The organism is Plesiomonas sp. PI-19, assembly GCF_021368255.1.
Lineage (GTDB): Bacteria > Pseudomonadota > Gammaproteobacteria > Enterobacterales > CAMTGL01 > Plesiomonas > Plesiomonas shigelloides.
The window spans coordinates 212,609-237,478 of the sequence record NZ_JAJNMQ010000001.1 but is presented as its reverse complement, the minus strand read 5'-3'; the positions used below and the strand labels follow the sequence as shown (position 1 = coordinate 237,478).

At 52.5% G+C, this 24,870-nt stretch carries 19 protein-coding genes and 1 tRNA gene; 9 read left to right on the top strand and 11 right to left on the bottom strand.

From position 1 onward, the window contains the following. Positions 1-76: 76 nt before the first annotated feature. Positions 77-1,246: a Na+/H+ antiporter NhaA gene (nhaA, locus tag LQ901_RS01065; protein WP_010864622.1), complete on the bottom strand. Its 1,170-nt coding sequence runs from the start codon at positions 1,244-1,246 to the stop codon at positions 77-79. 307 nt (positions 1,247-1,553) lie between these two features. On the opposite strand from nhaA, the gene LQ901_RS01060 reads away from it, so the two are divergent. Then, positions 1,554-2,705: a Na/Pi symporter gene (locus LQ901_RS01060; RefSeq protein WP_010864623.1), complete on the top strand. Its 1,152-nt coding sequence runs from the start codon at positions 1,554-1,556 to the stop codon at positions 2,703-2,705. A 316-nt stretch (positions 2,706-3,021) separates the two neighbouring features. Here LQ901_RS01060 and thyA read toward each other — a convergent pair whose 3' ends face one another. From thyA to rppH, 5 genes are all read right to left on the bottom strand, one after another. Next, complete coding sequence (gene thyA, locus LQ901_RS01055; protein WP_010864624.1) at positions 3,022-3,816, bottom strand: thymidylate synthase; 795 nt, start codon at positions 3,814-3,816, stop codon at positions 3,022-3,024. Between the two features lies 1 nt (position 3,817). Beyond that, a complete protein-coding gene (lgt, locus tag LQ901_RS01050; protein ID WP_039045843.1) occupies positions 3,818-4,627 on the bottom strand; it encodes a prolipoprotein diacylglyceryl transferase in 810 nt (269 codons plus the stop codon). Positions 4,628-4,634: 7 nt separating this feature from the next. Then, complete coding sequence (locus tag LQ901_RS01045; protein ID WP_039045842.1) at positions 4,635-5,423, bottom strand: sulfite exporter TauE/SafE family protein; 789 nt, start codon at positions 5,421-5,423, stop codon at positions 4,635-4,637. A 71-nt stretch (positions 5,424-5,494) separates the two neighbouring features. After that, positions 5,495-7,759, bottom strand: a complete 2,265-nt coding sequence (ptsP, locus tag LQ901_RS01040; protein WP_039045841.1) for a phosphoenolpyruvate--protein phosphotransferase — start codon at positions 7,757-7,759, stop codon at positions 5,495-5,497. A gap of 7 nt (positions 7,760-7,766) precedes the next feature. Next, positions 7,767-8,297: an RNA pyrophosphohydrolase gene (rppH, locus tag LQ901_RS01035; RefSeq protein ID WP_064978190.1), complete on the bottom strand. Its 531-nt coding sequence runs from the start codon at positions 8,295-8,297 to the stop codon at positions 7,767-7,769. 781 nt (positions 8,298-9,078) lie between these two features. On the opposite strand from rppH, the gene mutH reads away from it, so the two are divergent. The 4 genes from mutH to LQ901_RS01015 all read left to right on the top strand — a co-directional run bounded on the left by mutH (position 9,079) and on the right by LQ901_RS01015 (position 12,879). Then, positions 9,079-9,768 (top strand): DNA mismatch repair endonuclease MutH, encoded by a 690-nt coding sequence (gene mutH, locus LQ901_RS01030; RefSeq protein ID WP_039045840.1) that lies wholly within the window; start codon positions 9,079-9,081, stop codon positions 9,766-9,768. A gap of 132 nt (positions 9,769-9,900) precedes the next feature. Further along, positions 9,901-10,644, top strand: coding sequence for a TerC family protein (locus tag LQ901_RS01025; protein WP_010864630.1), 744 nt, complete (start codon positions 9,901-9,903; stop codon positions 10,642-10,644). An 87-nt stretch (positions 10,645-10,731) separates the two neighbouring features. After that, positions 10,732-11,766, top strand: a complete 1,035-nt coding sequence (locus LQ901_RS01020; RefSeq protein WP_152136879.1) for an NADP(H)-dependent aldo-keto reductase — start codon at positions 10,732-10,734, stop codon at positions 11,764-11,766. Positions 11,767-12,405: 639 nt separating this feature from the next. Further along, complete coding sequence (locus tag LQ901_RS01015; RefSeq protein ID WP_010864632.1) at positions 12,406-12,879, top strand: Dps family protein; 474 nt, start codon at positions 12,406-12,408, stop codon at positions 12,877-12,879. A 129-nt stretch (positions 12,880-13,008) separates the two neighbouring features. Here the strand turns inward: LQ901_RS01015 and LQ901_RS01010 are convergent, their stop codons facing one another. Continuing rightward, positions 13,009-14,268 (bottom strand): dicarboxylate/amino acid:cation symporter, encoded by a 1,260-nt coding sequence (locus LQ901_RS01010; protein ID WP_152136878.1) that lies wholly within the window; start codon positions 14,266-14,268, stop codon positions 13,009-13,011. Positions 14,269-14,743: 475 nt separating this feature from the next. Between LQ901_RS01010 and nrfB the strand changes: the two genes are divergently transcribed. From nrfB to LQ901_RS00995, 3 genes are read left to right on the top strand one after another with little or no spacing between them, the layout of a single operon-like run. Further along, entirely contained in the window at positions 14,744-16,963 is a 2,220-nt protein-coding gene (gene nrfB, locus LQ901_RS01005; RefSeq protein WP_233671918.1) for a cyclic di-3',5'-guanylate-activated glycosyltransferase NrfB, read from the top strand. Continuing rightward, positions 16,963-19,959 (top strand): tetratricopeptide repeat protein, encoded by a 2,997-nt coding sequence (locus LQ901_RS01000; RefSeq protein WP_233671917.1) that lies wholly within the window; start codon positions 16,963-16,965, stop codon positions 19,957-19,959. The genes nrfB and LQ901_RS01000 overlap by 1 nt, the downstream gene beginning before the upstream one ends. Then, positions 19,956-20,897 carry a DUF4434 domain-containing protein gene (locus LQ901_RS00995; RefSeq protein ID WP_233671916.1) on the top strand — a complete coding sequence of 314 codons (942 nt, stop codon included), beginning with the start codon at positions 19,956-19,958 and terminating at the stop codon, positions 20,895-20,897. The genes LQ901_RS01000 and LQ901_RS00995 overlap by 4 nt, the downstream gene beginning before the upstream one ends. A 122-nt stretch (positions 20,898-21,019) precedes the next feature. Here LQ901_RS00995 and LQ901_RS00990 read toward each other — a convergent pair whose 3' ends face one another. Then, on the bottom strand, positions 21,020-21,358 hold the full coding sequence (locus LQ901_RS00990) for a cystatin domain-containing protein (RefSeq protein ID WP_010864637.1): 339 nt from the start codon (positions 21,356-21,358) through the stop codon (positions 21,020-21,022). 37 nt (positions 21,359-21,395) lie between these two features. Here LQ901_RS00990 and LQ901_RS00985 point away from each other — a divergent pair, with 37 nt between their 5' ends. Further along, positions 21,396-21,638, top strand: coding sequence for a hypothetical protein (locus LQ901_RS00985; protein WP_139799907.1), 243 nt, complete (start codon positions 21,396-21,398; stop codon positions 21,636-21,638). A gap of 577 nt (positions 21,639-22,215) precedes the next feature. Here LQ901_RS00985 and LQ901_RS00980 read toward each other — a convergent pair. The 3 genes from LQ901_RS00980 to lysS all read right to left on the bottom strand — a co-directional run bounded on the left by LQ901_RS00980 (position 22,216) and on the right by lysS (position 24,865). Next, positions 22,216-22,428 (bottom strand): cold-shock protein, encoded by a 213-nt coding sequence (locus tag LQ901_RS00980; protein WP_010864638.1) that lies wholly within the window; start codon positions 22,426-22,428, stop codon positions 22,216-22,218. Positions 22,429-23,012: 584 nt separating this feature from the next. Next, positions 23,013-23,086, bottom strand: a tRNA-Gly gene (locus tag LQ901_RS00975). Positions 23,087-23,350: 264 nt separating this feature from the next. After that, on the bottom strand, positions 23,351-24,865 hold the full coding sequence (gene lysS / locus LQ901_RS00970; RefSeq protein ID WP_010864639.1) for a lysine--tRNA ligase: 1,515 nt from the start codon (positions 24,863-24,865) through the stop codon (positions 23,351-23,353). Positions 24,866-24,870 lie beyond the last annotated feature (5 nt).

Below are 24,870 nucleotides of genomic sequence, written 5' to 3'. Positions count from 1 at the left end.
ATTAGCGGCTGCCGCACCAGTATGCCGCCGGTCATGCTCTCTGACCAGCGACATCTCGGTTCACTGCTCCGCAGTTTTAACGCTTAGGCTGCGCGGGCAACACCATCCGCAGCAGGCAATAACCCACTACCGCCGCCGTGGTCGAGCCCATCAGGATCCCCAGACGGGAGAATACCCCATACTCCAAACCGGCATGCTCAAAGGCCAGTGAAGCGATGAACATCGACATGGTAAACCCAATACCGCACAGTACTGACACCGCAAAGATATGGCGGAAGTAAATCCCATCCGGCAGTTTGGCCAGACCCAGTTTCACTGACAGCCAGCTAAAGGAGAAGATCCCGAGCGGCTTACCGACAAACAAGGCAACCGCAATACCCAGCGGCAGAGCCGAGGTCAGTACATCCAGCGAGATCCCTTTCAGTGACACGCCCGCGTTGGCAAAAGCAAACAATGGCAGGATCAGATAGGCCACCCACGGATGCAAACTGTGCTCCAGATGCTCCAGAGGACGCTTATCTTGCGCTTTCAACGGAACACAGAAGCCCAAGATCACCCCGGCCAGCGTGGCATGCACACCCGATTTAAGCAGGCTTACCCACAGCACCACACCCAACAACATGTACGGGCTAATGGACGCCACGCCACGGCGATTCATGTAAATCAGACCGGCTGTGGCCGCCAGCGCAATCGCCAACGCCATCACAGACAACTGGCTGGTATAGAACAGGGCAATAATGACAATCACGCCCAGGTCATCAATGATCGCCAACGCCAGCAAGAAGACCTTTAGGCTGACCGGTACACGCTTACCGAGCAGCGCCATGATCCCCAGCGCAAAGGCAATATCGGTCGCGGCAGGGATAGCCCAGCCTGCCAGTGCCACATCATTGTTACCGTTAAACGCCAAATACAGCAGCGCCGGAGCCAGCATACCGCCCAATGCCGCAATGGCAGGGAACACGGCTTTTTCTTTGCTGTTTAGGGCACCGACCAGCATCTCACGTTTAACTTCTAACCCGACCAGCAGGAAGAAGATGGCCATCAGGCCGTCATTAATCCACAGCAGCAGCGGCTTATTTATCAGCAGGCTGCCGAACTGCACCGCCACCGGTAGCGCGAGGAATTGATCATAAATTCCTTCTAGGCTGGTGTTGGCAAGCAGCATCGCCACAGCGGAGGCGATGATCAGTAAAATCCCCCCCGCTGACTCCAGTCGTAAAAACTGACGAATCATATCGGTCATGATGGAACTCCAAAACTTTTACGTACGCTATGCAATAGCTATGCAATCTGTCGCGTGTGAACTCTTATCTCGCAGTCTAAAACAGAAGGTTTGCTCGATAAAATCGTTTCTATTGATGTTAATCATCGGAAATACCGAACTTAATCATACCACTCACTCTTCACATACGCTCCTTGATCAGGGGTTCTGTTTTAACATTCTGTGCGGCCACCCGCTTTTCTGGCCCGATGAAATATATCTGTAATATTTCACCGCTAGGATCTGCGGCAACCAAACTTTTGTAACAAATCTGACATCAGAGAGTCATATGAACGAGATGCCCAACGCTCAAACCGGCACCAGCCGCTCACCGCTGACGACGCTGTTTTCCTGGTTGGTATTGCTCTTCGCCCTTTATCTGCTTTTATTGGCCGTGGCCATGGTTGGCGACGGCTTTAAACTGGCGGCAGGAACCCAAGCGCAGGCATTGTTTGCCTTCGCCGAACATCCGCTGGCCGGACTGATGGTGGGCCTGCTGGCCACCGCCTTAATTCAATCTTCCAGTACGGTGACCTCCATTATCGTTGGTCTGGTGGCAGGCGGCCTGCCGATTGCTACCGCCATCCCGATGATTATGGGTGCCAACATTGGTACTACCCTGACCAACACCTTGGTGAGTTTAGGCCACCTGCGTTGCAATAATGAGTTTCGCCGTGCCTTTGCCTGCGCCACCATCCATGACTTTTTCAACTTGCTGGCGGTGGTGATCTTCCTGCCACTGGAAATGGCGTTCGGTATTCTGGCGCACATCAGCGAATGGCTGGTCGCTCCGCTGTCGAACTCCGGCAACCTGAACTATGTTGGCTTTGATTTCATCAAACCACTGACCAAGCCAGTCGTGAGCATGGTGAAGAGTATGCTGAGCGGTATGTCTCCGACCTTGGCCGGTACCCTGATGGCGCTGATTGGTATTGTGCTGATTATGGCGGCGATCACCGGTATGGGTAAGCTGCTCAAGCGTTTGATGGTCGGTCGTGCCCAAGAAGTTCTCAAGCACGCTATCGGTCGTGGTCCGCTGCACGGGATTACCTCTGGCGCCGCAGTAACCGTTCTGGTGCAGTCTTCCTCGACCACCACCAGCTTGATGGTACCGTTTGTCGGTAATGGTCTGCTGAGCCTGCGTGAAGTGTATCCGTTCACACTGGGCGCGAACATCGGCACCTGTATCACTGCGCTGCTGGCGGCCACCGCGATCTCTGGCCCGAATGCGCTGCTGGCACTGCAAATTGCCTTGGTACACTTAAGCTTCAACGTACTGGCGGTGTTGGTCATTTACGGGATCCCGGCGCTGCGTCGTCTGCCGCTGCGCGCTGCGGAAGGTTTGGCTTCCCTCGCGATTAAAAACCGGATGGCGGTACTGGGTTATCTGAGCGGGGTGTTCTTTGTCCTGCCAGGGATACTGCTGCTGGCTACCCGCTAATACAAAAAGCGACCAGAACCCCTCTCCCTTTTGAACGGCCTGCTAATGCAGGCCGTTTTTTTATTGTTGAGTGCCTTTGTTTTAGCGTTGTTTTATCGTTATTTTATCGTTGTGGTAGCGCTGCTTGCTCATGGTGTGGCGTGGGGTGAAGAAGATGACAATAGAAGATGAAGATAAAAATAAACTCAAGTCACTCCACACACACCACGCGATAATGGCCAGTCGTTCCCCAAGGTAAGCGCCCCATGCAAGGCACAAAAAAAGCGCCCTACAGGACGCTTTTTAGTAGCTGCTAAACACTAGCGAAACAGCGTAATTACACCGCGACCGGCGCTTTAATCGCCGGATGTGGGTCGTAACCAACAATCTCAAAGTCTTCAAATTGATAATCGAAGATAGACGCTGGTTTGCGCTTGATCACCAGCTGTGGCAGTGCACGTGGCTCACGGGATAACAGCAGCTCAGTCTGCTCCATGTGGTTCATGTACAGGTGCGTATCCCCACCAGTCCAAACGAAATCACCGACGTCCAAATCACACTGCTGCGCCAACATGTGAGTCAGCAACGCGTAGCTAGCAATGTTAAACGGCAGACCGAGGAAGACGTCACAAGAGCGCTGATACAGCTGGCAAGAGAGCTTACCGTTGGCCACATAGAACTGGAACAAGGCATGACATGGCATCAGCGCCATCTGATCCAGCTCGCCCACGTTCCACGCGGATACGATAATACGACGAGAATCGGGGTCTTGCTTCAGTTGCTGCACCACGGTGCTCAGCTGGTCGATAGTGCGGCCATCGGCGGCGCCCCACGCGCGCCACTGCTTGCCATACACCGGCCCTAAATCGCCATTTTCATCTGCCCACTCATCCCAAATACTGACATTGTGGTCGTGCAGATAACCGATGTTGGTATCGCCTTTTAAAAACCACAGCAGCTCATGGATGATAGAGCGCAGGTGACAACGCTTAGTGGTCACCAGCGGGAAGCCTTTGGACAAGTCAAAACGCATCTGATGGCCGAAAATCGAGCGGGTACCGGTTCCGGTACGATCGTCTTTGGATGCGCCTTCCGCCAAGATTTTGCGCATCAGATCTTGATATTGTTGCATGTTATCCCCGTACAGCAGTCACAGGATGACGACGGTATGCCCACAGGATCAGGCCCAGTCCACCCAATACCATCGGTACAGACAGGATCTGTCCCATCGTCAGCCAGCCATCGAAAAAGCCCAGTTGTGCGTCCGGCTCACGGAAGAACTCACAGAAGATACGGAACAGGCCGTAAAACAGCAGGAACATCCCGGAGACACTGCCGGTAGGCCGCGGGCGGCGCACAAACAGGTTCAGAATAATAAACAGCACCAGACCTTCGAGGAATGCCTCATACAGCTGTGACGGATGACGCGGCAGCGGACCGCCGTCCGGAAACACCATGGCCCACGGCACATCGGTCACCCGTCCCCACAGTTCACCGTTGATGAAGTTACCAATACGGCCCATGCCCAATCCAAACGGGATCAGCGGGGCGATAAAATCGGCCACGGTGAAAAAAGTCCGCTTAGTACGGTACGCGAAAACCAGCATCGCAACGATGACCCCGATCAGGCCACCGTGAAATGACATCCCGCCATCCCACACTTTGAACAAGTACAGCGGGTTATCGAGGAACAAGCCGAAGTTATAAAAAATCACATAGCCAATCCGGCCACCGAGGAATACCCCGAAAAAGCCCGCATACAGCAGATTTTCGACTTCATCTTTGGTCCAGCCACTGTTGGGCTTGGCCGCGCGGCGGCCGGCCAGCCACAGGGCAAACACAAAGCCTACCAAGTACATCAGGCCATACCAGCGCAGGGCTAACGGTCCGACATGAAAAATGACCGGATCGATTTGCGGAAAGGTCAGATAGCTATTATTCATCAGCGTGTTACCACAACATTTTTAATGCGACAAAAACCAAAAGAACGGCAAATCCCTTTTTCAGGATAGGTACCGGTAAACGGCTGACCAAATTCGCGCCAACCTTGGACGTTTGTACCGACGTCACGGCAATACAGGCCAGTGCGGGCAGATAGACATAACCCAGACTGTAGGCCGGCAAATCACTGACATGCAATCCGCTGACGATCAGGGTCAGTGATCCCCCTACGCCCAGCATCATACCGCACACCGCCGACACCCCGATGGCAATGCGCATCGGCACCGAGTGCCAGTTCAGGTACGGCACAGTTAAGCTGCCGCCGCCAATGCCGGCCAAGCTGGAGAAGATACCAATCAAGCCCCCAGCAGTAAACAGCCAGCCTTTGCTGGGTAACGGATGCTCGGCACGGGTCTTCACCGACAGCGCCATTTGCAGCGCCAACAGCAGCACCAGCACTCCGAACACTTTGCTGATCATGTCAGACGGAATTAAGGTGATTACGTGTGCCCCGATCACCGCGCCAATAATGCCGCCCGGCACCATCGCTTTGACAATCGTCCAATCCACATTACCCAACTGATGATGACGCCAAGATGACGACACCCCGGTCAGCACAATCGAGGCCAGTGAGGTACCCAAGGCAATCGGCATCAAATGCTCTGGCAATACGCCCGCCAACGGTAACAACCCCACCAAGGCGGGTACGATAATCAAGCCACCGCCAATCCCGAGCAATCCGGCCAAGATCCCAACTACACCACCCAAAATCAGGCAGGCAACAACAAACAACAGCATGATTGCCTCAACTCATTTTCCTGTACAGTCATATCCATGTATGACTCTGTGCGAATACGTAAAAACGCGACTTAGTAAAACGAATTACCGCCGCGGATAAAACCGCCCAAGCCACGTCGCTCCATAAACGCTGCGGTCAGATGGCGCACTTCGGTGGTCAGGCGCGCACTGAGCGCCCGCTCCGCCAAGGTTTGTAAATCCGCCAGCTCCACGGCGCGTAACAGGTATTTGATGCGCGCGACGTTGCGCCCGTTCATACTCAAACGGCGATAACCCATCCCCACCAGCAGCAATGCACCGATCGGATCGCCCGCAAGCTCACCGCACAGGCTGACGGGCAACTGATGCTGCTCGCCTTCGCGGATCACCTGATACAACGCGCGCAATACCGCCGGATGCATGGCATCGAAGATATCCGCCACACGGGCGTTATTGCGATCCACCGCCAGCAGATATTGAGTCAGGTCATTGGATCCTACCGAAAGAAAATCGATCTTGCCGGCCAGAAAGTGTAACTGATACAACATCGACGGCACTTCAACCATGATGCCGACCTTCGGCATGCTGAGGGTTTGCCCGTCTTGCGCCAGTTGCTCGCTGATTTCGCGATACGCCCGATCGATTAATGCGCGCGCTTCATCCACCTCGCCCAAGCCCGACACCATCGGCAGCAAGATAGCTAAATTGTTATGGCTCACGCTGGCGCGCAGCATGGCGCGCACCTGAGCGATAAAAATATCGGGGTGATCCAGCGTCAGGCGAATACCGCGCCAGCCTAAAAACGGGTTGTCTTCATGGATAGGCAAGTACGGCAGCGGTTTATCCCCACCGACATCAAGGGTGCGCATTACCACCGGTTTATCCGGATAGCTATCTAAAATCAGCTGATACAGGCTGACTTGCTCATCTTCAGACGGGAAACTGCCGTGCAACAAGAAAGGCACTTCCGTGCGGTACAAGCCAACCCCATCGACGCCCTGATTGATGGCAATATGGCAATCGGCACTTAAACCGGCGTTCAATAGGATCTCGATGCGTTGTCCACAGGCGGTGAGCGCCGGTTTATCCAGATCGTCGGCTACCCGCTTATCAAGCTCTTGTTCTTCTAAAATCAGCCGCAGGTATTCGGTGCGCACCGCCGGATCCGGATCGACAATCACGTTACCGCGATAACCATCAATAATCAGCTCACGCTGCTCCAGTCGCCCCGGCTCGATGTCCACGCCCATGACAGTCGGCACGCCCAAGGCGCGCGCTAAAATCGCGGCATGGGAATTGGCCGCGCCGTCTCGCACCACGATCCCCACCAGCTTATCGCGCGGCAGTTCAGCAATCAGGGTGGCGGTCAGCTCGTCGGTCACCAGCACAAACTGCTCGGGCAGGTTCCACTCGCTTTGCGGTACATCCATCAGATGAAACAGCAGGCGCTGCGCCAATGCACGCATATCGTTGGCACGCTCACGCATGTAAGGATCGGGCAAACTGGCAAATTGGGTCGCAAAGTGTTCAAACACCTTACGTACCGCCCATTCAGCAACCACGCCGGTATCGAGCTGGGCAGACAGGGCATTACGCAAGGCGACATCGGACAACAGGTGGGTATAGAGATCGAAAATAGCGGCCGAATCGGAGCTGAGATCGACATTAAAGCGCTTACTGTGGCGACGAAACTCGTTGACCGCCGAATCAATCGCCCGTGACAGCCGCTCGCGCTCACTGTCTGGCTCAAGGGTGGAGGCTTCGGCGATATCCTCCAGCGTCAGATGGGTTTGATCCAGCCAGCCGGTACCAATCGCGACCCCCGGAGCGGCACCTTGTGCCCGAATACGCCGCTGCTGGGTGTCGGATAACAAGCCCTGCTCTTGGGTGTGAGCCAAGATCCCGGCCAATTGGGTGGCCAGCGTAACCAGAAACGACTCTTCGCTCTCGTCAAACTCGCGCACCACTTTTTGTTGCACCACCAGCACGCCCAACAAGCGGCGACGGTAAATAATCGGGGTGCCTAAGAACGCGCGGAAACTCTCTTCACCCACTTCGGGCAAATATTTAAAGCTCGGGTGCTGGCGCACATCGGCCAGATTAATCGGCTCGGCACGCGCGCCAACTAACCCCACCACCCCTTCATCGAAAGCCAACAGTACCGGTTTACCGGCCGGTTTGGCCAAACCGCGGGTGGCCATCAGCCGATAGCAACGGTGAGTGTGATCGGCTAAATAGACCGAACACACTTCGGTTTTCATAATCTGGCAGGTTTTGCTGACCAACAGCTCCAACGCCTGCGGTAAATCGGCGGCCGCAGCAACCTGTTCAACAATTTCCCGCAGTTTGGTCAACATAATCAGGTTATCCTTTCCTTCTTACATGTCGGGTGGCTTTATAGGGCGGCTTGACTGCCTCTTCCGCCGGCATCACCACCGGCGCGAACTCTTTCATCACCCGCCGGTACACATCGCGTTTAAATGACACCACCTGACGCACTGGATACCAATAGCTTACCCAGCGCCAATCATCAAATTCCGGATTCCCGCTGGTCTGCATATTCACTTTGGACTCATCACACATCAGCTGCAATAAAAACCAGCGTTGCTTTTGGCCAATGCAAACCGGCTTGGTATCCCACCGCACCAGACGTTTTGGTAATTTATAGCGTAACCAATTCCGGGTGGAACTGAGCAGCCGGACATCCTTTTTGGTCAGGCCCACTTCTTCAAACAGCTCCCGGTACATGGCCTGTTCAGCCGTTTCACCGGGATTGATGCCGCCTTGCGGAAACTGCCACGAGTGCTGCCCATAACGGCGCGCCCACAGCACCTGTCCCGCTCGGTTACAAATCACAATTCCCACATTCGGGCGGTAGCCATCGCCATCAATCACAGGACTACCTCAATACTGAAAAGCGTCAGTTATCCTTTGATTGTTTCACACAACCCCTGACCGGTAAACTGGTGAACGTCGTGGCGCGCAGTCTGTGTGTCATATATCAACATTCAGCGCCTGCATTGCTGTTTTATTCGCCACTCTTTGGATAACTTTTGCTTTGCGGAGAAGTTATAAACACCTTCTGCCAAAATTCGGCGAATTTATTCACTTTTTCTGTGGATATCACTGTGAAAAAATATCTCGCTTGCATATAAATCGCCGTACTGATCAGGCCGCAAAGCGCCAACAACAATCAATTTAATACCTTAAAAACAATAAATTACACAAGCAAAAGTAAAACAATCCACAAGCAGACAAACAAAAAGGATCGTAAAGATCCATGATTGAGCAAAGATCCGCCAGCGCCGAATTTATCCACACATACCGCTGACAAGATCGACAGTTTTGTGCACCCTCGCACGGAACCTTAACCACAAACCCCTGTTCATCCAGCCAGTATCGGTTGGTTATCCACGGTTATCCAAGATTTCTGTGGATAACTAGTGGGGAGATCCTGTTCATTGTCGGTGATTTATCCAGCAATAATTTAGTCTCGGCGATCTTAGCCTCCCTAAATTATTTAATATTTCCTTATAAATCATTGCATTATAAATAGGCGGATCGTGAGCTCGTGAAGGATCCCATAAATAACGATCTTGCTGAGCGAAAAATGAACAGCGAGTAACCTCTGTGCCGTGGATCACCACAAGGCATAAAGGGTGGTAAGATAATGAGCATGAACACTGACATGATTCCTGTTTCTCGCCAGGCGTTGTTTGACCGCGCCCGTGATTTGGCGGGGTATTCGCTGGCCGAATTAGCCGCGCAGCGTGGATTGCCCGTACCGCCCAACCTCAAGCGCGACAAGGGGTGGATTGGTACGCTGATCGAACAACATCTAGGCGCGTGCGCTGGCAGCAAGCCGGAGCAAGATTTTCCGCATCTGGGGGTGGAGCTAAAAACCATCCCCGTGGATCGTCACGGCCAACCGCTGGAAACCACCTTTGTGTGTGTCGCACCGCTGACCGGTAACTGTGGTGTGAGCTGGGAAACCAGCCATGTGCGACACAAGCTGGCCTGTGTGTTGTGGCTACCGGTGGAAGGTGAACGCACGATCCCGCTCGGTGAGCGCCGGATCGGTATGCCGATTTTGTGGACGCCGTCTGCCGAAGAAGAAGCCTTGTTGCGCCAAGATTGGGAAGAGTTGATGGACAAAATCGTGCTCGGCGAGGTGGAAAGCATCACCGCACGCCACGGTGAAGTGCTGCAACTGCGGCCCAAAGCCAATAATGGCCGCGCACTGACCGATGCAATTGGCCGTTATGGTCAGCCAATCAAAACCTTGCCGCGTGGCTTCTACCTGAAAAAAGCCTTTACCCGCGCCATCTTAAATCGCTATTTCGGGTTAACGCCGCCGGCGCTGTAAACCAGCAGGCGTGCGTGGGCTTCTTTGCATTGTCAGACAAGCGAAATCATATGCCTGACATAATGAAAAAAAACGCCAGATACGTTATCCTATACGGCTTCTTATTCTCCGCTCTTCAGATGGTTTAGTTTCATGGAATGGCTTGTAGATCCGCATGCATGGGTGGCGTTGCTGACGCTGACCGCACTCGAAATTGTGCTTGGCATCGATAACATTATTTTTCTTAGCATCATCGTTAGTCGCCTGCCCGAACAGCAGCGCCAAAAGGCACGGATCTTGGGTCTGGCTCTGGCGATGGGCACCCGTATCCTGTTGCTGATTTCCTTGGCGTGGATCATGCACCTGACCGCTCCGCTGTTTACGCTACTGGATCATCCGGTATCAGGGCGCGATCTGATCTTGTTCTTCGGTGGCCTGTTCCTGATTGCCAAAAGTACCCATGAGATCCACGACAGCTTGCAAGCCGGTAACGGCGGCGAAGACGCGCCGCACATTCGTGCCACCACCAGCTTTGTGATGACGCTGGTGCAAATTGCCGTGCTGGATATCGTGTTCTCGCTCGACTCGGTGATCACCGCGGTTGGCTTAGTGAATGACATTCCGATTATGATCATCGCAATTGTGATTGCAGTGCTGATCATGATGATGGCGGCCAAGAGCATTGGCGATTTTGTGGATAACCACCCGCCAATCAAGATGCTGGCGTTGTCCTTCCTGATCTTGGTTGGTTTTACTCTGCTCGGCGAAAGCTTTGGTATGCATATTCCGAAAGGCTACATCTACTTTGCGATGGGCTTTTCTTTTGCCGTGGAGCTGCTCAATATCCGTATGCAGCGTGGAAAATCGCTACAACTGCACAAAAACATCCCAGAATAAGCGCATTAAGCGGCGGAGAAATTTACTTTCCTCGCCGCGCCCCCTAAGTTATAGGCATCCCGTTATGACGTCATCACAAGGATGCCTATGCGTTATCATACCCTTCCCCACTCCACTCTGGAGGTCAGTGCCCTGTGTCTTGGCACCATGACCTTTGGCGAGCAAAACAGTGAGCAGGATGCCCATCAGCAACTGGATCTGGCTTTTGAGCAAGGCATCAACTTTATCGATACCGCCGAGATGTATCCGGTGCCCCCCAAACAGGAAACCCAAGGGCTAACCGAACAGTACATCGGCTCTTGGCTGAAAAGCCGTAACTGCCGCGAGCAGGTGATCTTAGCCACCAAAATCGCTGGACCTCACAATGTGCCCTATATTCGCCCCGATATGGCGCTCAATCACCGCCACATCCGCCAAGCGGTGGATGATAGCTTGCGCCTCCTCGGCACCGATTATATCGACCTGTATCAAGTGCATTGGCCACACCGCAACACCAACTGTTTTGGCAAACTGGGTTACCAGCAGCAAGAGCACGAAGATCAGGTGCCGTTGATTGAAACGCTGGAGGCGCTAAGCGAGCAAGTCCGCGCCGGTAAGATTCGCTATCTGGGCGTGTCGAACGAGACGCCGTGGGGGCTGATGAGCTATTTGCGTCTGGCGGAAAAACATGGCTTGCCGCGCATGGTGTCGATTCAAAACCCGTACAGCCTGCTCAACCGCAGCTTTGAAATCGGTCTGGCCGAAGTCAGTCACCGCGAGCAAGTGCCGCTGTTGGCCTATTCGCCGCTGGCATTCGGGATCTTAAGCGGCAAATACCTCAATGGCGCGCGTCCTGATGGGGCACGCTGCAGTTTGTTCAGCCGCTTTAAGCGTTACTTTAATCCGCAAGCCGAAGCCGCCACCGCTGAGTATGTAGCACTGGCACGGCAATACAACTTAGATCCGGCGCAAATGGCGCTGGCCTATGTGCTCAGTCGTCCTTTTGTGGGCAGCACTATTATTGGCGCAACGACGCTAGCGCAGCTGCACGCCAATATTGCCAGTCAGCATCTCAGTTTGCCGGATGAAGTGTTGCAAGGTATCGAAGAAATCCATACGCGCTACCCTAACCCAGCGCCTTAAGCCGCTAGCACGCCGGAGCAGAAAAATGGGCGAGCGCGGGACAGCGCCAGAGAAACGATAAACACGGTGCTACATTAAAAAATCGGTTAAAAGAAGCGGATAAGGAAAAGGTAGGCAAAAAAAAACCTGCGACTCCGCGCAGGTTGGTGCAAATAGAGCTTTATCTCAAGCTCTCAGAAGTAAATATCTCTTGGGATTGAGAATACGGACTCCGGCTGGATCACTCCAGCCGGGATTGGCAACAATCCGGCTCATTGCGTAACGAAGCTTGTCGGCGCAGATACATTTGCGCCTATTTCCTGTACATCGCCGCCTGCCTACGCCTGCTCCTGCGCCATTCGCCACATTGAATAGCAACATTACAGCGTTACATCTTCTGTCCACCTTCCCTTTTCTACGCGGCTTTGCCGCTCGGTTTTCACGCTTGCCGATGCATCACAAGATCGCCACTACGAACAATGCGCGTCAAATTACAGATGGTTTTACCTATTACACCTATAAATACAATGGTTTTTCCCTCTGCGCGCGGCCTGCCTATACTTAACCTCAATGACACAGACCACGCTGGTCTGCTGCTGACTTCGTGCCGCATCGAGTCAGGTATAACGAATTTTAAATATGGGTAATAAGGAGTTTGCTATGACAACATCTAGCATCGGCTTGGCAACAGAAGATCTGGTTAAATTGGCACCGGAGCTCAACATTCTGCTGGCGAACTACCAGATCCTGTACATGAACACCCGTGGTTACCACTGGAACATTACCGGCCCGCAATTCTTCCAGCTGCACGTCAAATTTGAAGAGATGTATAACGATCTGCTGCTGAAAGTTGACGAAATCGCCGAGCGTATTTTGACCGTGGAAGCGCAACCGCTGCATACTTTCAGTGATTATCTGGCACACGCCGAAATTAAAGAGCACAAAAATGTGCACGATGCTAAAAGCTGTATCGATGGTCTGTTAAGTGGTCTGCAAACCTTGCTGATCCGTCAACGCAAGATTTTGTCGATGGCGGCAGATGCCGGTGATGAGGGGACGGTGGCCCTGATGAGTGACTACATCCAACAGCAAGAAAAAACCGTGTGGATGCTGCGCTCTTTCCGTCAGGCCTAAGCATTTAGCCACTGACTTTCTTTTTAGTCAGTCAGTGTCTAGTCAGTAAAAATAAAGCCGTTCGCAGCTAAAAGCGAACGGCTTTATGGTCTTTTAAGTCTCTAAAACTCACTCAGGCACTGGCAGCCGTTATGACTGAGTGCTCGCCAAGCCCGTTTTATGCTGCAACCAGTTTTTCCCTTCCACAAAACGGCTAACCAACATGGCACATACGGTATTACCGGTGGAGTTCAGCAAAGTGGCCGGCGCATCAATAATGGTGCTGATAATCATCACTGTACCAACCAGCTCCGGTGAAAAACCAAACACAGCGCAGATCATCAGCTCGCCGGTCATGCCGCCACTTGGAATGGCACTCATCACCGCGCCAACCAAGAAGGCCACGCCGATAATCGCCGCCAGCATGGCTGGATCGCTCATGTCACGATGGAACAGGGTAAACAGGAACACGATCTTCAAAATCCCGCCAATCACCGAGCCATCTTTGTGCGTGTTAGCCCCTAACGGGATCACGGTTTCTGCGATATCGTCCGGCACGCCCATCTTTTTGGTCGCCACCAGATTCACCGGAATACAAGCTGCACTGGATGCGGTGGCTAACGCGGTCACCGCTGGAGTGGCCACGTTGGCCCAGAAGATGCGCACGCCCGCCATCCCGCCAGCAATAAAGGCATACAGGGTATTCGCCCCGAAGAAATACACCACCGTCAGCGCCAGATACAAGAAGAAGGCATTGAGATAGCCACTGATAATTTGCGGCCCCAGCGCACCGACAGTAGCGGCAAAGTAGCAACCTAAGCCCACCGGCGCGATGTACATGATGATGCTCACCATGCGCAAAATAATGGTAGTACCCGCGGACAGCAGCTGCGCCACCGGACGGCCTTGCTCGCCCGAGAACGCTGTCGCCAGGCCAAACAAGATGGAAAACACGATCAGCGGCAACAGACTCGAACGGGTAAAGAGTTGCAAGAAATCCGGCACGGTAAACGTGCTCACCAAGATCTGGCCAATGCTTTTACCCGACTCCGTTTCGGCTACCGGCGGCAACTGCGCCAATAAACTCTGGGTATCCACATTTTGGAATGGATTGAACAGGTGCGTGCCAATCAAACCAATCACCGCTGCGAATAACGCGGTGCAGACAAATACCGCAAACACGGTCCCCATGATTTTACCCAAACGGGTCATCTGCTTCATTTCAGCAATCGACGAGGAGACGCTGAAAAACACCAGCGGCACGATCACCATAAACATCAGGTTCAAAAACAGATCGCCCACCGGTTTCACCAGTAGCGCTTTTTCACCAAAAAGCAGGCCGCCCGCGCCGCCCAGAACAATCCCCGCTAGCAAGCAGAGGGTAAAGGCATAATGCCGCAGAATTTTCATTTTGTATGGTATCTCAGTTGTTCGGATTTCCGTCCGGGAAATGCCGGCATGCGGTCAGATGATGCCGCCGCATGTCGTAGAGTAAGCGGCAGATTTTACCTAAGGCTGGGGGTTAGGGGTAGCAGATCTCCGGTCAGTTGAGTGCCTGATGGCGTTTTCGCAGTGCGTGCTGGGCCTAGCTAAAGCGAAAACTTGCATTGGTATGACATTTGTTTAACAAGCCATTTTTATACTGCTCATTTTCATCGCCTCTCTCGGTCACACAATGAAGCAAAAAAGCCTTTGAGCGCTTTTTTGGCTAAATGCTACCATGGTCAAAATTACAGCAAAACGGCTATTTAGTGCATCAAAAAACCAATCAAATGCACATTTAGCAAAGGAATGCTCCCATCTATTACAATAAAGCCGGATAAAATACTAAACACATTCTCCATCTGTTCTCTATTTTCCGGCATATAACCCAAGGCAATGACGAATGATTGATGCATTCATCACCTATTTGTATGGTCTAAAACTGATCGCCATAACTCTCGCCGTGCTGATGTTAATCAGTGGCCTCGACGATCTGTTTATCGATATCACGTACTGGACGCGGCGTATCAAGCGTGCACTGACGGTGTATCAACGTCACCCACGTATGCACCACGATGCATTATATAAACCGGATGAAAAGCCGCTGGCCATCATGGTACCGGCGTGGAATGAAACTGGGGTGATCGGCAATATGGCTGAATTGGCCGCCACCACGCTCGACTATGAGAACTACCATATTTTTGTCGGGACCTACCCCAACGACCCAGATACCCAGCGTGATGTGGACGCCGTGTGCGCACGCTTTGTAAATGTGCACAAAGTGGTGTGTGCCCGACCCGGCCCCACCAGCAAAGCCGATTGCCTGAACAACATTCTCGATGCGATCACCCAGTTTGAGCGCAGCGCCAATTTCACCTTTGCCGGCTTCATTTTGCATGATGCCGAAGATGTGATCTCTCCGCTCGAGCTGCGCCTATTCAACTACTTGGTTGACCGCAAGGATCTGATCCAGATCCCCGTCTATCCGTTCGAACGGGAGTGGACGCACTTTACCAGCATGAGTTACATCGATGAGTTTGCCGAATTGCACGGTAAAGATGTTCCGGTGCGCGAAGCGATTGCCGGTCAAGTACCGAGCGCGGGTGTCGGTACCTGTTTTAGCCGCCGAGCGGTGATGGCACTGCTTAAAGACGGTGACGGGATCGCCTTTGATGTGCAGAGTCTCACTGAAGACTATGACATCGGATTTCGTTTAAAAACCAAAGGGATGGAAGAAATTTTTGTCCGTTTCCCTGTGATCCCAACAGAGCCCACCGGTAAGCGCCCGTGGCTACAAAGCCAGCGCTCGGCCAATACCATTTGTGTACGGGAATATTTCCCCGATACCTTCACTACCGCCATGCGGCAAAAATCACGCTGGATTATCGGGATTGTCTTTCAGGGCTTCAAAACACACCGTTGGAGCGACAACCTGACCATTAACTACTTTCTCTGGCGTGATCGCAAAGGCGCCATCAGTAACTTTCTCAGCTTTGCCGCCATGATCTTGATGCTGCAGTTGATTGTGCTGTATCTGTACCAACATTTTTGGCCGGATGCGTGGCAGTTTTTATCCATTTTCAGCGGTGGCCCTTGGCTGAAAACCTTACTCTGGCTCAACTTTGCCTTGATGCTCAACCGGATAGCGCAGCGGATTATTTTCGTGACCGCGTATTACGGCATTAAGCAGGGGCTGTTATCGGTATTGCGCCTGTTTTGGGGTAACCTGATCAACTTTATGGCCAACTGGCGTGCCATTACTCAGGTCATTCAGCACGGTGATCCGCGGCGCGTGGCGTGGGATAAAACCACCCACGATTTTCCAAGTGTCACCGGAACCAATCGCGCGTTACGGCCACTCGGCCAAATCTTAGTAAGCCAAGGCGCGCTAACCGATGCCCAATTGGAACAAGCGTTGACCAACCGGATTGAAGGGTTACGTCTGGGCGGGATGCTGGTGCATCAAGGCATCATCACGTGTCGCCAACTGGCGGCCGCATTGGCCGAGCAAAGTGGTGTTGAGATGGAATCCATCGATGCATGGTCTTTAGATCCCGCGTTAATTGCGCAAATGCCGGCGTCTGTGGCATTGCATTATGCCGTACTGCCGGTGCGTTTAGAGCACGATACGCTGGTGGTAGCCAGCGAATACAATATTGACCCCGTCTCGCTGGCCGCGTTGGGGCGCAAGATGCAGCACCCGATCCGCTATGTCATCGTGCCACGCGGACAAGTGGTGGTGGGTTTACGCCACTGGTATGCCCGCCATCCTGGCAGCGATGAGCGCGCGTTACTCACGCACGCAGAACAACAAGGCTGGCTTAGTCGTGACCAAAGCGCACAACTTTGGCAGCGCTTTGTTTCACAGCAAATTCTGTTTGCCGAAATTCTGACCTCACTTGGCCATATCAATGCAGCCGCGATGAAGGCTTTGCTCCTGCGTCACGAACGCTGTGAGCAACCGCTGGGCGCATTTTTAGTCAATGAAGGCGTCATTAGCCCACAAACACTAACGCGAGCACTGGAATTACAGGACGAATTACAGGTATCTATGACGCAGCTGTTGCAACAATCCGGTCTCAGCCATCAGCAGTTACAGCAATTGCAACAGGAGGTGGCCTGATGTCTCTTCCCTATGCACGCTCCACATTCGCGGTCATGCTGTACTGCGCCCTGAGTGGCACATTACTGGCCGCAGAAACACCGGATGCCAAGGGCAGTGAGCTGTCCGCGCCGAATTGGGGCATGAGTGACTACCACTACTTCATCTCCTATCCACACCTGCAAAAAGCCATGCAGGCGATGAAGAACAATGATGCTCATACGGCAATTACCCAGTTTGAGCATGTGCACCGTGAAGTGCCGGATAATATAGCGGTAACACTGTACTTGGCCGAAGCCTATCGCCATTTTGGGCGCAATGAACAAGCCGTACAGTTACTGCAACATCAATTAAAGCGCGCGCCGGACAACCGCGCATTACGCCAAGCGCTCGATGCCATCCCGCTCCCCCTTGATAAGCAGATCACCCGTACCGAACTGCTGACGCAGCAAGCAAGGTGTGACCAAGTGCCTACACTGCGTTGCCGCGCTGCCGTAGGACAAGCTGCATTACACCTGAGTGCCCTCAATATTGCTGCAGCTCAACTGCAAGACCCGAATTTTGCCAACAGCGCCGTAGGGCACACGCTACGCGCCGACTTACAGCAACGCGCTATTTATCTCAAGCAATGGCAATATGTAGAGCCTGAGTTCAATGCGTTACGCCAGCAAGGCAAACTTAGCGCGGCACAAGCAGAGCAATGGTTTCAGATCCTACTACTGACCCGTGACTATAACCGCCTACAGCAGTTGCAAGCGCAAGGCGTGATGGATAGCCCAGCACAACGCTTAGCCTATGCCAGCGAATTAGCCCAACAAGGACAACACGCTCGCTTACGCCACTATTTAGCACAAACGCCTGCACCCGCCTTTACGAATGCTCAACAAGAGCAAGGCTGGCTGTATCTGCTGTCACGCTACAGTACCAATCCGCAGCAAGCAGTACTGAACTTCCCGGCCCGTTTTAGCGCTAACCAACAGTGGATTGCCCAGCGCCGCTTAGAAGGGCTAATGCAAGCCAAAGACTATTCGGCCGCACAAACCTTCTTAGCCAACTATCCGGCCAACCAATGGTTAGAGACTCGGTTTAGCCTCAGTTTGCAGCAACCGGGGAATACCCATAGCCTGGCGTTAGCCCAGCAGCTATATCGGCAGCAGCCGAACAACAGCCAGCTGCTCGATACGCTGTCCTACCGTTTACTGCAAGCGGGCAAATCAGCGGCGGCCATTGAGTTGCTGCTCCAGCACTATCCATTCCAAGGTCCATATCACGGCCCATATAACAGAACCGTGCGTTCACAGCTGGCCGCCCGTCTGTTTGAGTTGTTGGATCGTTATCCGCAATACGTCACACCGGCCGTTTTGGCGCGATTATCCCGACCACAACCGGATGTGAATTTACGTTTGCAACAAGCAAGCTGGCTGGCATCACGCCATGACTGCGCCGCAGTCACTACGCTGTTGGGAAATCTGTCGCCAGCATACCCTGCAGCCAGTTGGGATTTGCTGGGTAACTGCTACCAAAAACAGCTGCCAGGGCTCGCGCTGTATGCTTATCAGCAAAGCGAGCAACGTCGACCATCCCATTACAATCAGTTGGCAATCGCCTACCAAGCCGCCGCAGTACAAAACTATCCGCAGGCCGAACACTACTGGCAGCAGTTACCGACCAACACACTTAGCGATGAAGATTTACTGGCTGCGGCCAGCACCGCGCAAGCCGCTGGCAATGCTACGGCGCTCGGCCACTGGCTATCGCTGATGCAGCAACGCAGTATGGGCGGTTATGCCGGCTACTGGTGGTTAACCGCGCAGCATACGCCAAAATCCGACCCACAGAGCGCGCTTAGCGCCCTGGATAAGGCAATACACCTAAAACCGCTCGCACGCTTTTACGCGGCGCGCGCCGTGATCTGGCAACAGCTCAAACAACCTCAATCGGCGCTGGCCGATTTGCGCCAAGCGCACCGTATGGAGCCGGATAATGCCGATTACCAAGCCGCGCTCGGCTATGCGTTATTGGATGAGGGCGATTTTGCAACCGCTCGAACGTTGATGCGGCAAGCCTTGCACACCATGCCGGACGATCCGGGCTTAATTCGCCAACTCGCCTACGTAAACCAACGTTTAGGCGATGACCCACAAACCTTGCGCTATGCCGCGCAGGCGATTGCCGATATCAGCAACGCAGCCGCACCGTATCCGCTAAGCCCGGCACAGCAGCAAGAGCAATTTGCTCTACGCCGCCTGTACACTGACACCACTCAACGTTGGACGTTCAGTGCCGACAGTCTGTTGGGCCTGCAATCCAGCGCCCTGACGAGCACGAATAGCGGCAGCGCCCAGCCCGGTCGAAGTTATCGCAGTTATGGCCAACTGGAAGCCAGCTACCGCATTGGCCGCAATCAACTGCGCAGTGGCGATACGCTGTTTGCTTACTCGCGTATATTTGCTGGCAGCGGCGAAAACGGTAATCTGCTACCGGTGAACGATCCCATGCTCGGCGCGGGGATCCGCTGGAAGCCGTTTTTCAGTCACACCTTCTATCTGGCGGCAGAGCAACAGATCCCCCTCACCGCACAATCAGGTAAGGCCGATATCATGCTGCGCGCCAGTGCCTCATTACTCAACGGCGGTAAATTTAGTGATGACTGGCATCCCAACGGGAAAGGCTGGTTTGCGCAAAACCTGTATCTGGACGCGGCCTACTATGTCCGCCAACATCAGCAATCGTATACCGCCGATTATCGCGCCAGTTGGCATCAAAAAATTGCCGCAGGGCAAACCGTTGAGCCGTATGCGCATATCCAATACAACAGCTTCCACGATGAGCTGAGCCACAGTACCGGTTTAACCGGTGTGGGTGTACGCTGGAATATCTGGAGCGGCCAGACCCGCGACAAAGCTTGGCCGAATAAGGTCAGTGTCGGCTTGGAGTATCAACATACATTCAGTAGCCATAATCCATTCAATGATGATAATAACAGCGTATTTATGACCCTAGGAGGCCGCTGGTGATCGCACAGGTTCGCACTCTTATCGCCTCACTCCTGCTCGGGGGATTACTGCTGATCGCCCCATCGGCGCAGGCCATGAATGCCGTTATCTACCAACCACAAAATCGCGATCGCCAAGTCTCCACGGCTCAATGGCAAACGTTGATGCAACAGCTCAAAACCATGGGGATGGATACGCTCGTTTTGCAATGGACGCGCTATGGTGATGCCTTTGTCAGCGAAGAAGATCAGCAATGGCTACAACGCCAAGCGCGGCTAGCCCACGCTGCGGGATTGCAGATAGTGGTTGGCTTGTACGCCGATCCCGATTTTTTTGCCCGCCAACAGCAGCCGGATGCAGCACTGGGTAACTACCTCAACCGGCTGCGTAGCGAAGATCGGGCCCAAGCCCAGCGCTGGCTGGAGGCCGCCGATAGCGTGCCGGTCAGTGGCTGGTATATCAGCGCGGAGGTTGATGGTGTAAATTGGCGCGCTCCCGAGCGTCAAGCATTGGCCAAGAATTGGCTACAGCGGGAGCGACTGGAGCTCCAGATGCTGTCACGCCAACCGGTATATATCAGCAGCTTTTTTGCCGGTAACATGTCGCCGCAAGGCTATAGCGCCTTGATCAGTGAGTTATCAGGCAGCGGCGTACAATTTTGGATCCAAGATGGGCGCGGCGTCGGCAAACTCTCTGGTGCTGAGCGAGCCTTGTATCTACAAAGCAGTGCTGGCTGCCCCTTGGATAACCGCGCAACGTCGGCCTCGACCACAACCCCAGCCGCTGGCGTGGTGTATGAAATTTTCCGCGCACTACCCGGCCAGCAATTTCATGCTGAACCAGCTTATCCTTCGGATGCCGCGGTATTACGCAGTATCCCGCCTTGCGCAGGAAAAGATAGCGTGTTGTTCTCACTGCGTTACTTACCGGCCGCCAAAGGTGTGCTGAGTTATCAGTAAGGCGTAAAGAATGGCATTTGCTCGCCTCACATAAAACCACCACGCAAAATAGCAAAAGGGCGCACTACACAACGTAGCGCGCCCTTCTCAATGATAGTATTGCCTATGTGGCAATATGGCCGTTACTGATTAGCCGGAATACGGTTCAATGCATGCAGCTCTTCATGTCCATCCAGCGCACGGTAAACCTGCGCCTGCCAACGTGAACCGTCAGCCAGCTGGTAGATCACTTTGTAGTTCATTCCTGATACTACCTGCTGCTGCACCGCAATCACTTTGTCCAACTTGGAAGATACATTGGACGCTTTAAATGCAAATTCAGCGGCCTGCTTGGCTTGTGGAGTTACCTCGGCTGCACTCCAACCGCCCATCAAAGGCTTTTGCGCAGGCGCAGCATAGCTACTAAGGCTTACGCCGCTCAAACCGGCGCACAGTGCCGCAACCATCAGCATTTTCTTCATCTTGTCTCTCCGTGTTAACGCTCATTTTGAGCCATACATGAATAACACTAAAAGTGTGATTTATATCACCATGCCACATTTACACGCCAAATACAAATCAGCTACAGCCGTAACAATTGAGCGTGCCGTGCACTGTATCCACGTATTGCAGGTGATATCGAGTCCCACTCATCTAATGCGCACCAGCAGAGAAAAAAGATCAGTTGAGAGGCAACTAAACGCCATGCTGCAAGGGAATATTATTATTTTTCGTCAGCAACGCGTTTATTGGCAAAAATGAGAGGTTAATCGGCGCAAAGAGAGTAACGCTCAATCATTGCGATAATTAACTGATGTAGGGATATTAAAAAGACCATCAAACGCCAACGCCGGCACGCATCATGCCGTGGCATGAATTATTACGATAGAACAGCGAAATTACCGACTAATGCATCGCGGGAATAAATATTACCCCGACTGGTACTTTCACAATAGTTGATACTGATGCCAACACCGCTATGACCACTATAAAAATGGATGTGACGAATAAGCGCATCACTATTTAATTGATGCAATGAGGATTCCCAAGAGAAATCACCCACAGTGAATTTTATAATCATTATTTTAATTCTTCAGTTATTTTCTTAATAATTTCTTTATTTTGGTAAAACCAAAATCTGCTTCTGCCATTAACTTTAGCCATAAAAAACCTTATATATTATTCAACGCTGAATTTCTGTAGCCTTTCAACGTCAATATAAAGTTGATTTAAAGCAATCAATAACAGAAATAACAGGATAGGAAATCGAACGGGTATCGAGGATAACGGTGACAAGGAAAACGGGCGGCGGGCGCCCGCTTTCTGGTATCAGAGAGGCTTACAGCGCGGTAACGTTAGACGCTTGTGGGCCTTTGGCACCTTGCTCAACATCAAAAGAAACCTTTTGGCCTTCTTTCAAGGTTTTGAAACCTTCAGAGATAATGGCACGGAAATGTACAAATACATCTGCGCCGCCGTTGTCTTGAGCAATAAAGCCAAAACCTTTATCTTCGTTAAACCATTTTACTGAACCAGTGCTTTTAGTAGACATAATACGTCCCTTTTCTTAATTAAATTATTGTGTTGCGCTGAGGAAACGAATTATTTATGAGGCAAGAAGCTAAGGGAAACACTAAGGAATAACAACGGTTACGCGGGAATTCTGAGGGTTTTTCTTTTACTTTACGCTTTATTAATAACTCTCTTAACAACAGAGCCATTGCATTATGGCTGGGTTAGCTACCTAAGTAAAGGTTTATTTTTCATTTAATTTTCTTTTTCGCTAAACGCCCCGCCCTACGCATCATTTATTTTTCTCTCATCTTTTCTCTTGTCACCGCGCATCAGCAATCAGAGCCACGCCAACAGGATGTAAAGGTGCTTTTTCATGGCCATGCTGAATGACAATAGTGCGTGATGAATGTTGAGCCGTCTTAATGCACCTCGTTGCATTGCCGTTTATCGCCAATGGCAACGCATTCCTATTTCATCATGTCAGCGAAAATGGGAATGATGACTAAACGCCAAAGCACTAAAAAGCAATTGATACAGTAACCCGATGAAAAGCAAAAATAAAAAAGCTAGAGGGATATGACACAAAATAACACGTAGGAGAGTGACTCAAGAAGGCATGAATGGAGCGGGTGAAGGGAATCGAACCCTCGTATGCAGCTTGGGAAGCTACCGTTCTACCATTGAACTACACCCGCACACGCCGTAATTCGAAAACGATTATAACCCCCTGCCTGCGCACTGCAAGCCTAAAGAGGCTTAACTGATTGAGAATTAAGCAGGAAAAAGTATGGATAATTGTTTCCGTGCAGCATATCGCATTTCTGCGTCATCACTCGCAACCGTGATGTCTAGCGCCACCCTCACCACCGGCGCGCCACTTCAGAGACCAACCGTTGCTACCCATAAAAAAACGGAGCCCATAGGCTCCGTTTTCTGGTTCTTAGCGTAACGCGTCTAACTTATTTTTGCAGACGCATCGCAGGGAACAGGATCACGTCACGGATGCTCGGCGCGTTCGCGAAGATCATCGCCAGACGGTCGATACCGATACCTTCACCGGCTGTTGGTGGCAGGCCGTATTCCATCGCCATGATGTAGTCAGCATCGTAGTGCATTGCTTCGGCATCACCGGAGTCACGCTCTACCAGCTGCTGACGGAAACGACGATCCTGATCTTCTGGGTCGTTCAACTCGGAGTAAGCATTCGCGATTTCACGCGCACCGATGAACAGCTCGAAGCGGTCAGTTACGGTTGGATCTTCATCGTTAGCACGTGCCAGCGGAGAAGTTTCTGCTGGGTGCTTGGTGATGAAGGTTGGCTGAATCAGGCAATGCTCAGCCAGCTCTTCGAAGATCTCAACTTGCAGACGACCTACGCCCCACTGTGGCTGGTACTTGATACCGTGCGCATCACAAGTCGCACGTGCAGCTTCCAGCGTATCCAGTTGATCCATGGTCAGCTCAGTGTACTTCACAGTCGCTTCCGCTGGAGTCAGACGGTCGAACGGCTTACCGAAGTCATACACGTGGTCACCGTAATGAACGGTGGTGCTGCCCAGAATGTTCATGGCCAGTGTACGCAGCATGTCTTCGGTCTTGTCCATCAGATCGTTGTAGTCAGCATACGCCTGGTAGAATTCCAGCATGGTGAATTCTGGGTTGTGACGAGCAGACAGACCTTCGTTACGGAAGTTACGGTTAATCTCGAACACACGCTCCATGCCACCGATCACCAGACGCTTCAGGTACAGCTCTGGCGCGATACGCAGGAACATTTCTTGATCCAGTGCGTTGTGGTGAGTCGCAAATGGCAGTGCAGTGGTACCACCCGGAATTGGGTGCAGCATCGGGGTTTCCACTTCCACGAAATTCTGCTCTTCCAGATAACGACGGATGCCGCTGATCACTTTAGAGCGGATTTCGAAAGTACGACGAGATTCCGGATTGGTGATCAGATCCAGATAGCGCTGACGATAGCGCATTTCCATGTCTGACAGGCCGTGGAACTTGTCTGGTAACGGGCGCAGTGCCTTGGTCAGCAGACGTACGTCTGAACAGTGGATTGTCAGCTCGCCGGTCTGAGTCTTAAACAGCTTACCGCGTGCCCCGATGATGTCGCCCATGTCCCATTTCTTGAACTTCTCGTTGTAAACGCCCTCTGGCAGCTCATCACGAGATACATACAGCTGGATCTGACCACCCATATCCTGCAGGGTAACGAATGCAGCTTTACCCATGATACGACGAGTCATGATACGGCCCGCAACAACCACTTCTTTACCCAGTGCTTCCAGCTCTTCCTTAGACTTATCGTCGAAGGCAGCATGCAGGTCACCGGAGATGCTGTCACGGCGGAAATCATTCGGGAAAGCAATCCCTTCTTCACGCAGAGCTGCCAGCTTCGCGCGTCGGGTTGCCATCTCGCTGTTCAGATCTAATGTACTTTCTTGCTCAAGATTTTGTTGTTCAGACATGGGAG

Coding starts and splice junctions, on each gene's coding strand:
- nhaA (WP_010864622.1), bottom strand. CDS start 1,246: ATGACCGATATGATTCGTCAGTTTTTACGACTGGAGTCAGCGGGGGGG.
- LQ901_RS01060 (WP_010864623.1), top strand. CDS start 1,554: ATGAACGAGATGCCCAACGCTCAAACCGGCACCAGCCGCTCACCGCTG.
- thyA (WP_010864624.1), bottom strand. CDS start 3,816: ATGCAACAATATCAAGATCTGATGCGCAAAATCTTGGCGGAAGGCGCA.
- lgt (WP_039045843.1), bottom strand. CDS start 4,627: ATGAATAATAGCTATCTGACCTTTCCGCAAATCGATCCGGTCATTTTT.
- LQ901_RS01045 (WP_039045842.1), bottom strand. CDS start 5,423: ATGCTGTTGTTTGTTGTTGCCTGCCTGATTTTGGGTGGTGTAGTTGGG.
- ptsP (WP_039045841.1), bottom strand. CDS start 7,759: ATGTTGACCAAACTGCGGGAAATTGTTGAACAGGTTGCTGCGGCCGCC.
- mutH (WP_039045840.1), top strand. CDS start 9,079: ATGAACACTGACATGATTCCTGTTTCTCGCCAGGCGTTGTTTGACCGC.
- LQ901_RS01025 (WP_010864630.1), top strand. CDS start 9,901: ATGGAATGGCTTGTAGATCCGCATGCATGGGTGGCGTTGCTGACGCTG.
- LQ901_RS01020 (WP_152136879.1), top strand. CDS start 10,732: ATGCGTTATCATACCCTTCCCCACTCCACTCTGGAGGTCAGTGCCCTG.
- LQ901_RS01015 (WP_010864632.1), top strand. CDS start 12,406: ATGACAACATCTAGCATCGGCTTGGCAACAGAAGATCTGGTTAAATTG.
- LQ901_RS01010 (WP_152136878.1), bottom strand. CDS start 14,268: ATGAAAATTCTGCGGCATTATGCCTTTACCCTCTGCTTGCTAGCGGGG.
- nrfB (WP_233671918.1), top strand. CDS start 14,744: ATGATTGATGCATTCATCACCTATTTGTATGGTCTAAAACTGATCGCC.
- LQ901_RS01000 (WP_233671917.1), top strand. CDS start 16,963: ATGTCTCTTCCCTATGCACGCTCCACATTCGCGGTCATGCTGTACTGC.
- LQ901_RS00990 (WP_010864637.1), bottom strand. CDS start 21,358: ATGAAGAAAATGCTGATGGTTGCGGCACTGTGCGCCGGTTTGAGCGGC.
- LQ901_RS00985 (WP_139799907.1), top strand. CDS start 21,396: ATGAATAACACTAAAAGTGTGATTTATATCACCATGCCACATTTACAC.
- LQ901_RS00980 (WP_010864638.1), bottom strand. CDS start 22,428: ATGTCTACTAAAAGCACTGGTTCAGTAAAATGGTTTAACGAAGATAAA.
- lysS (WP_010864639.1), bottom strand. CDS start 24,865: ATGTCTGAACAACAAAATCTTGAGCAAGAAAGTACATTAGATCTGAAC.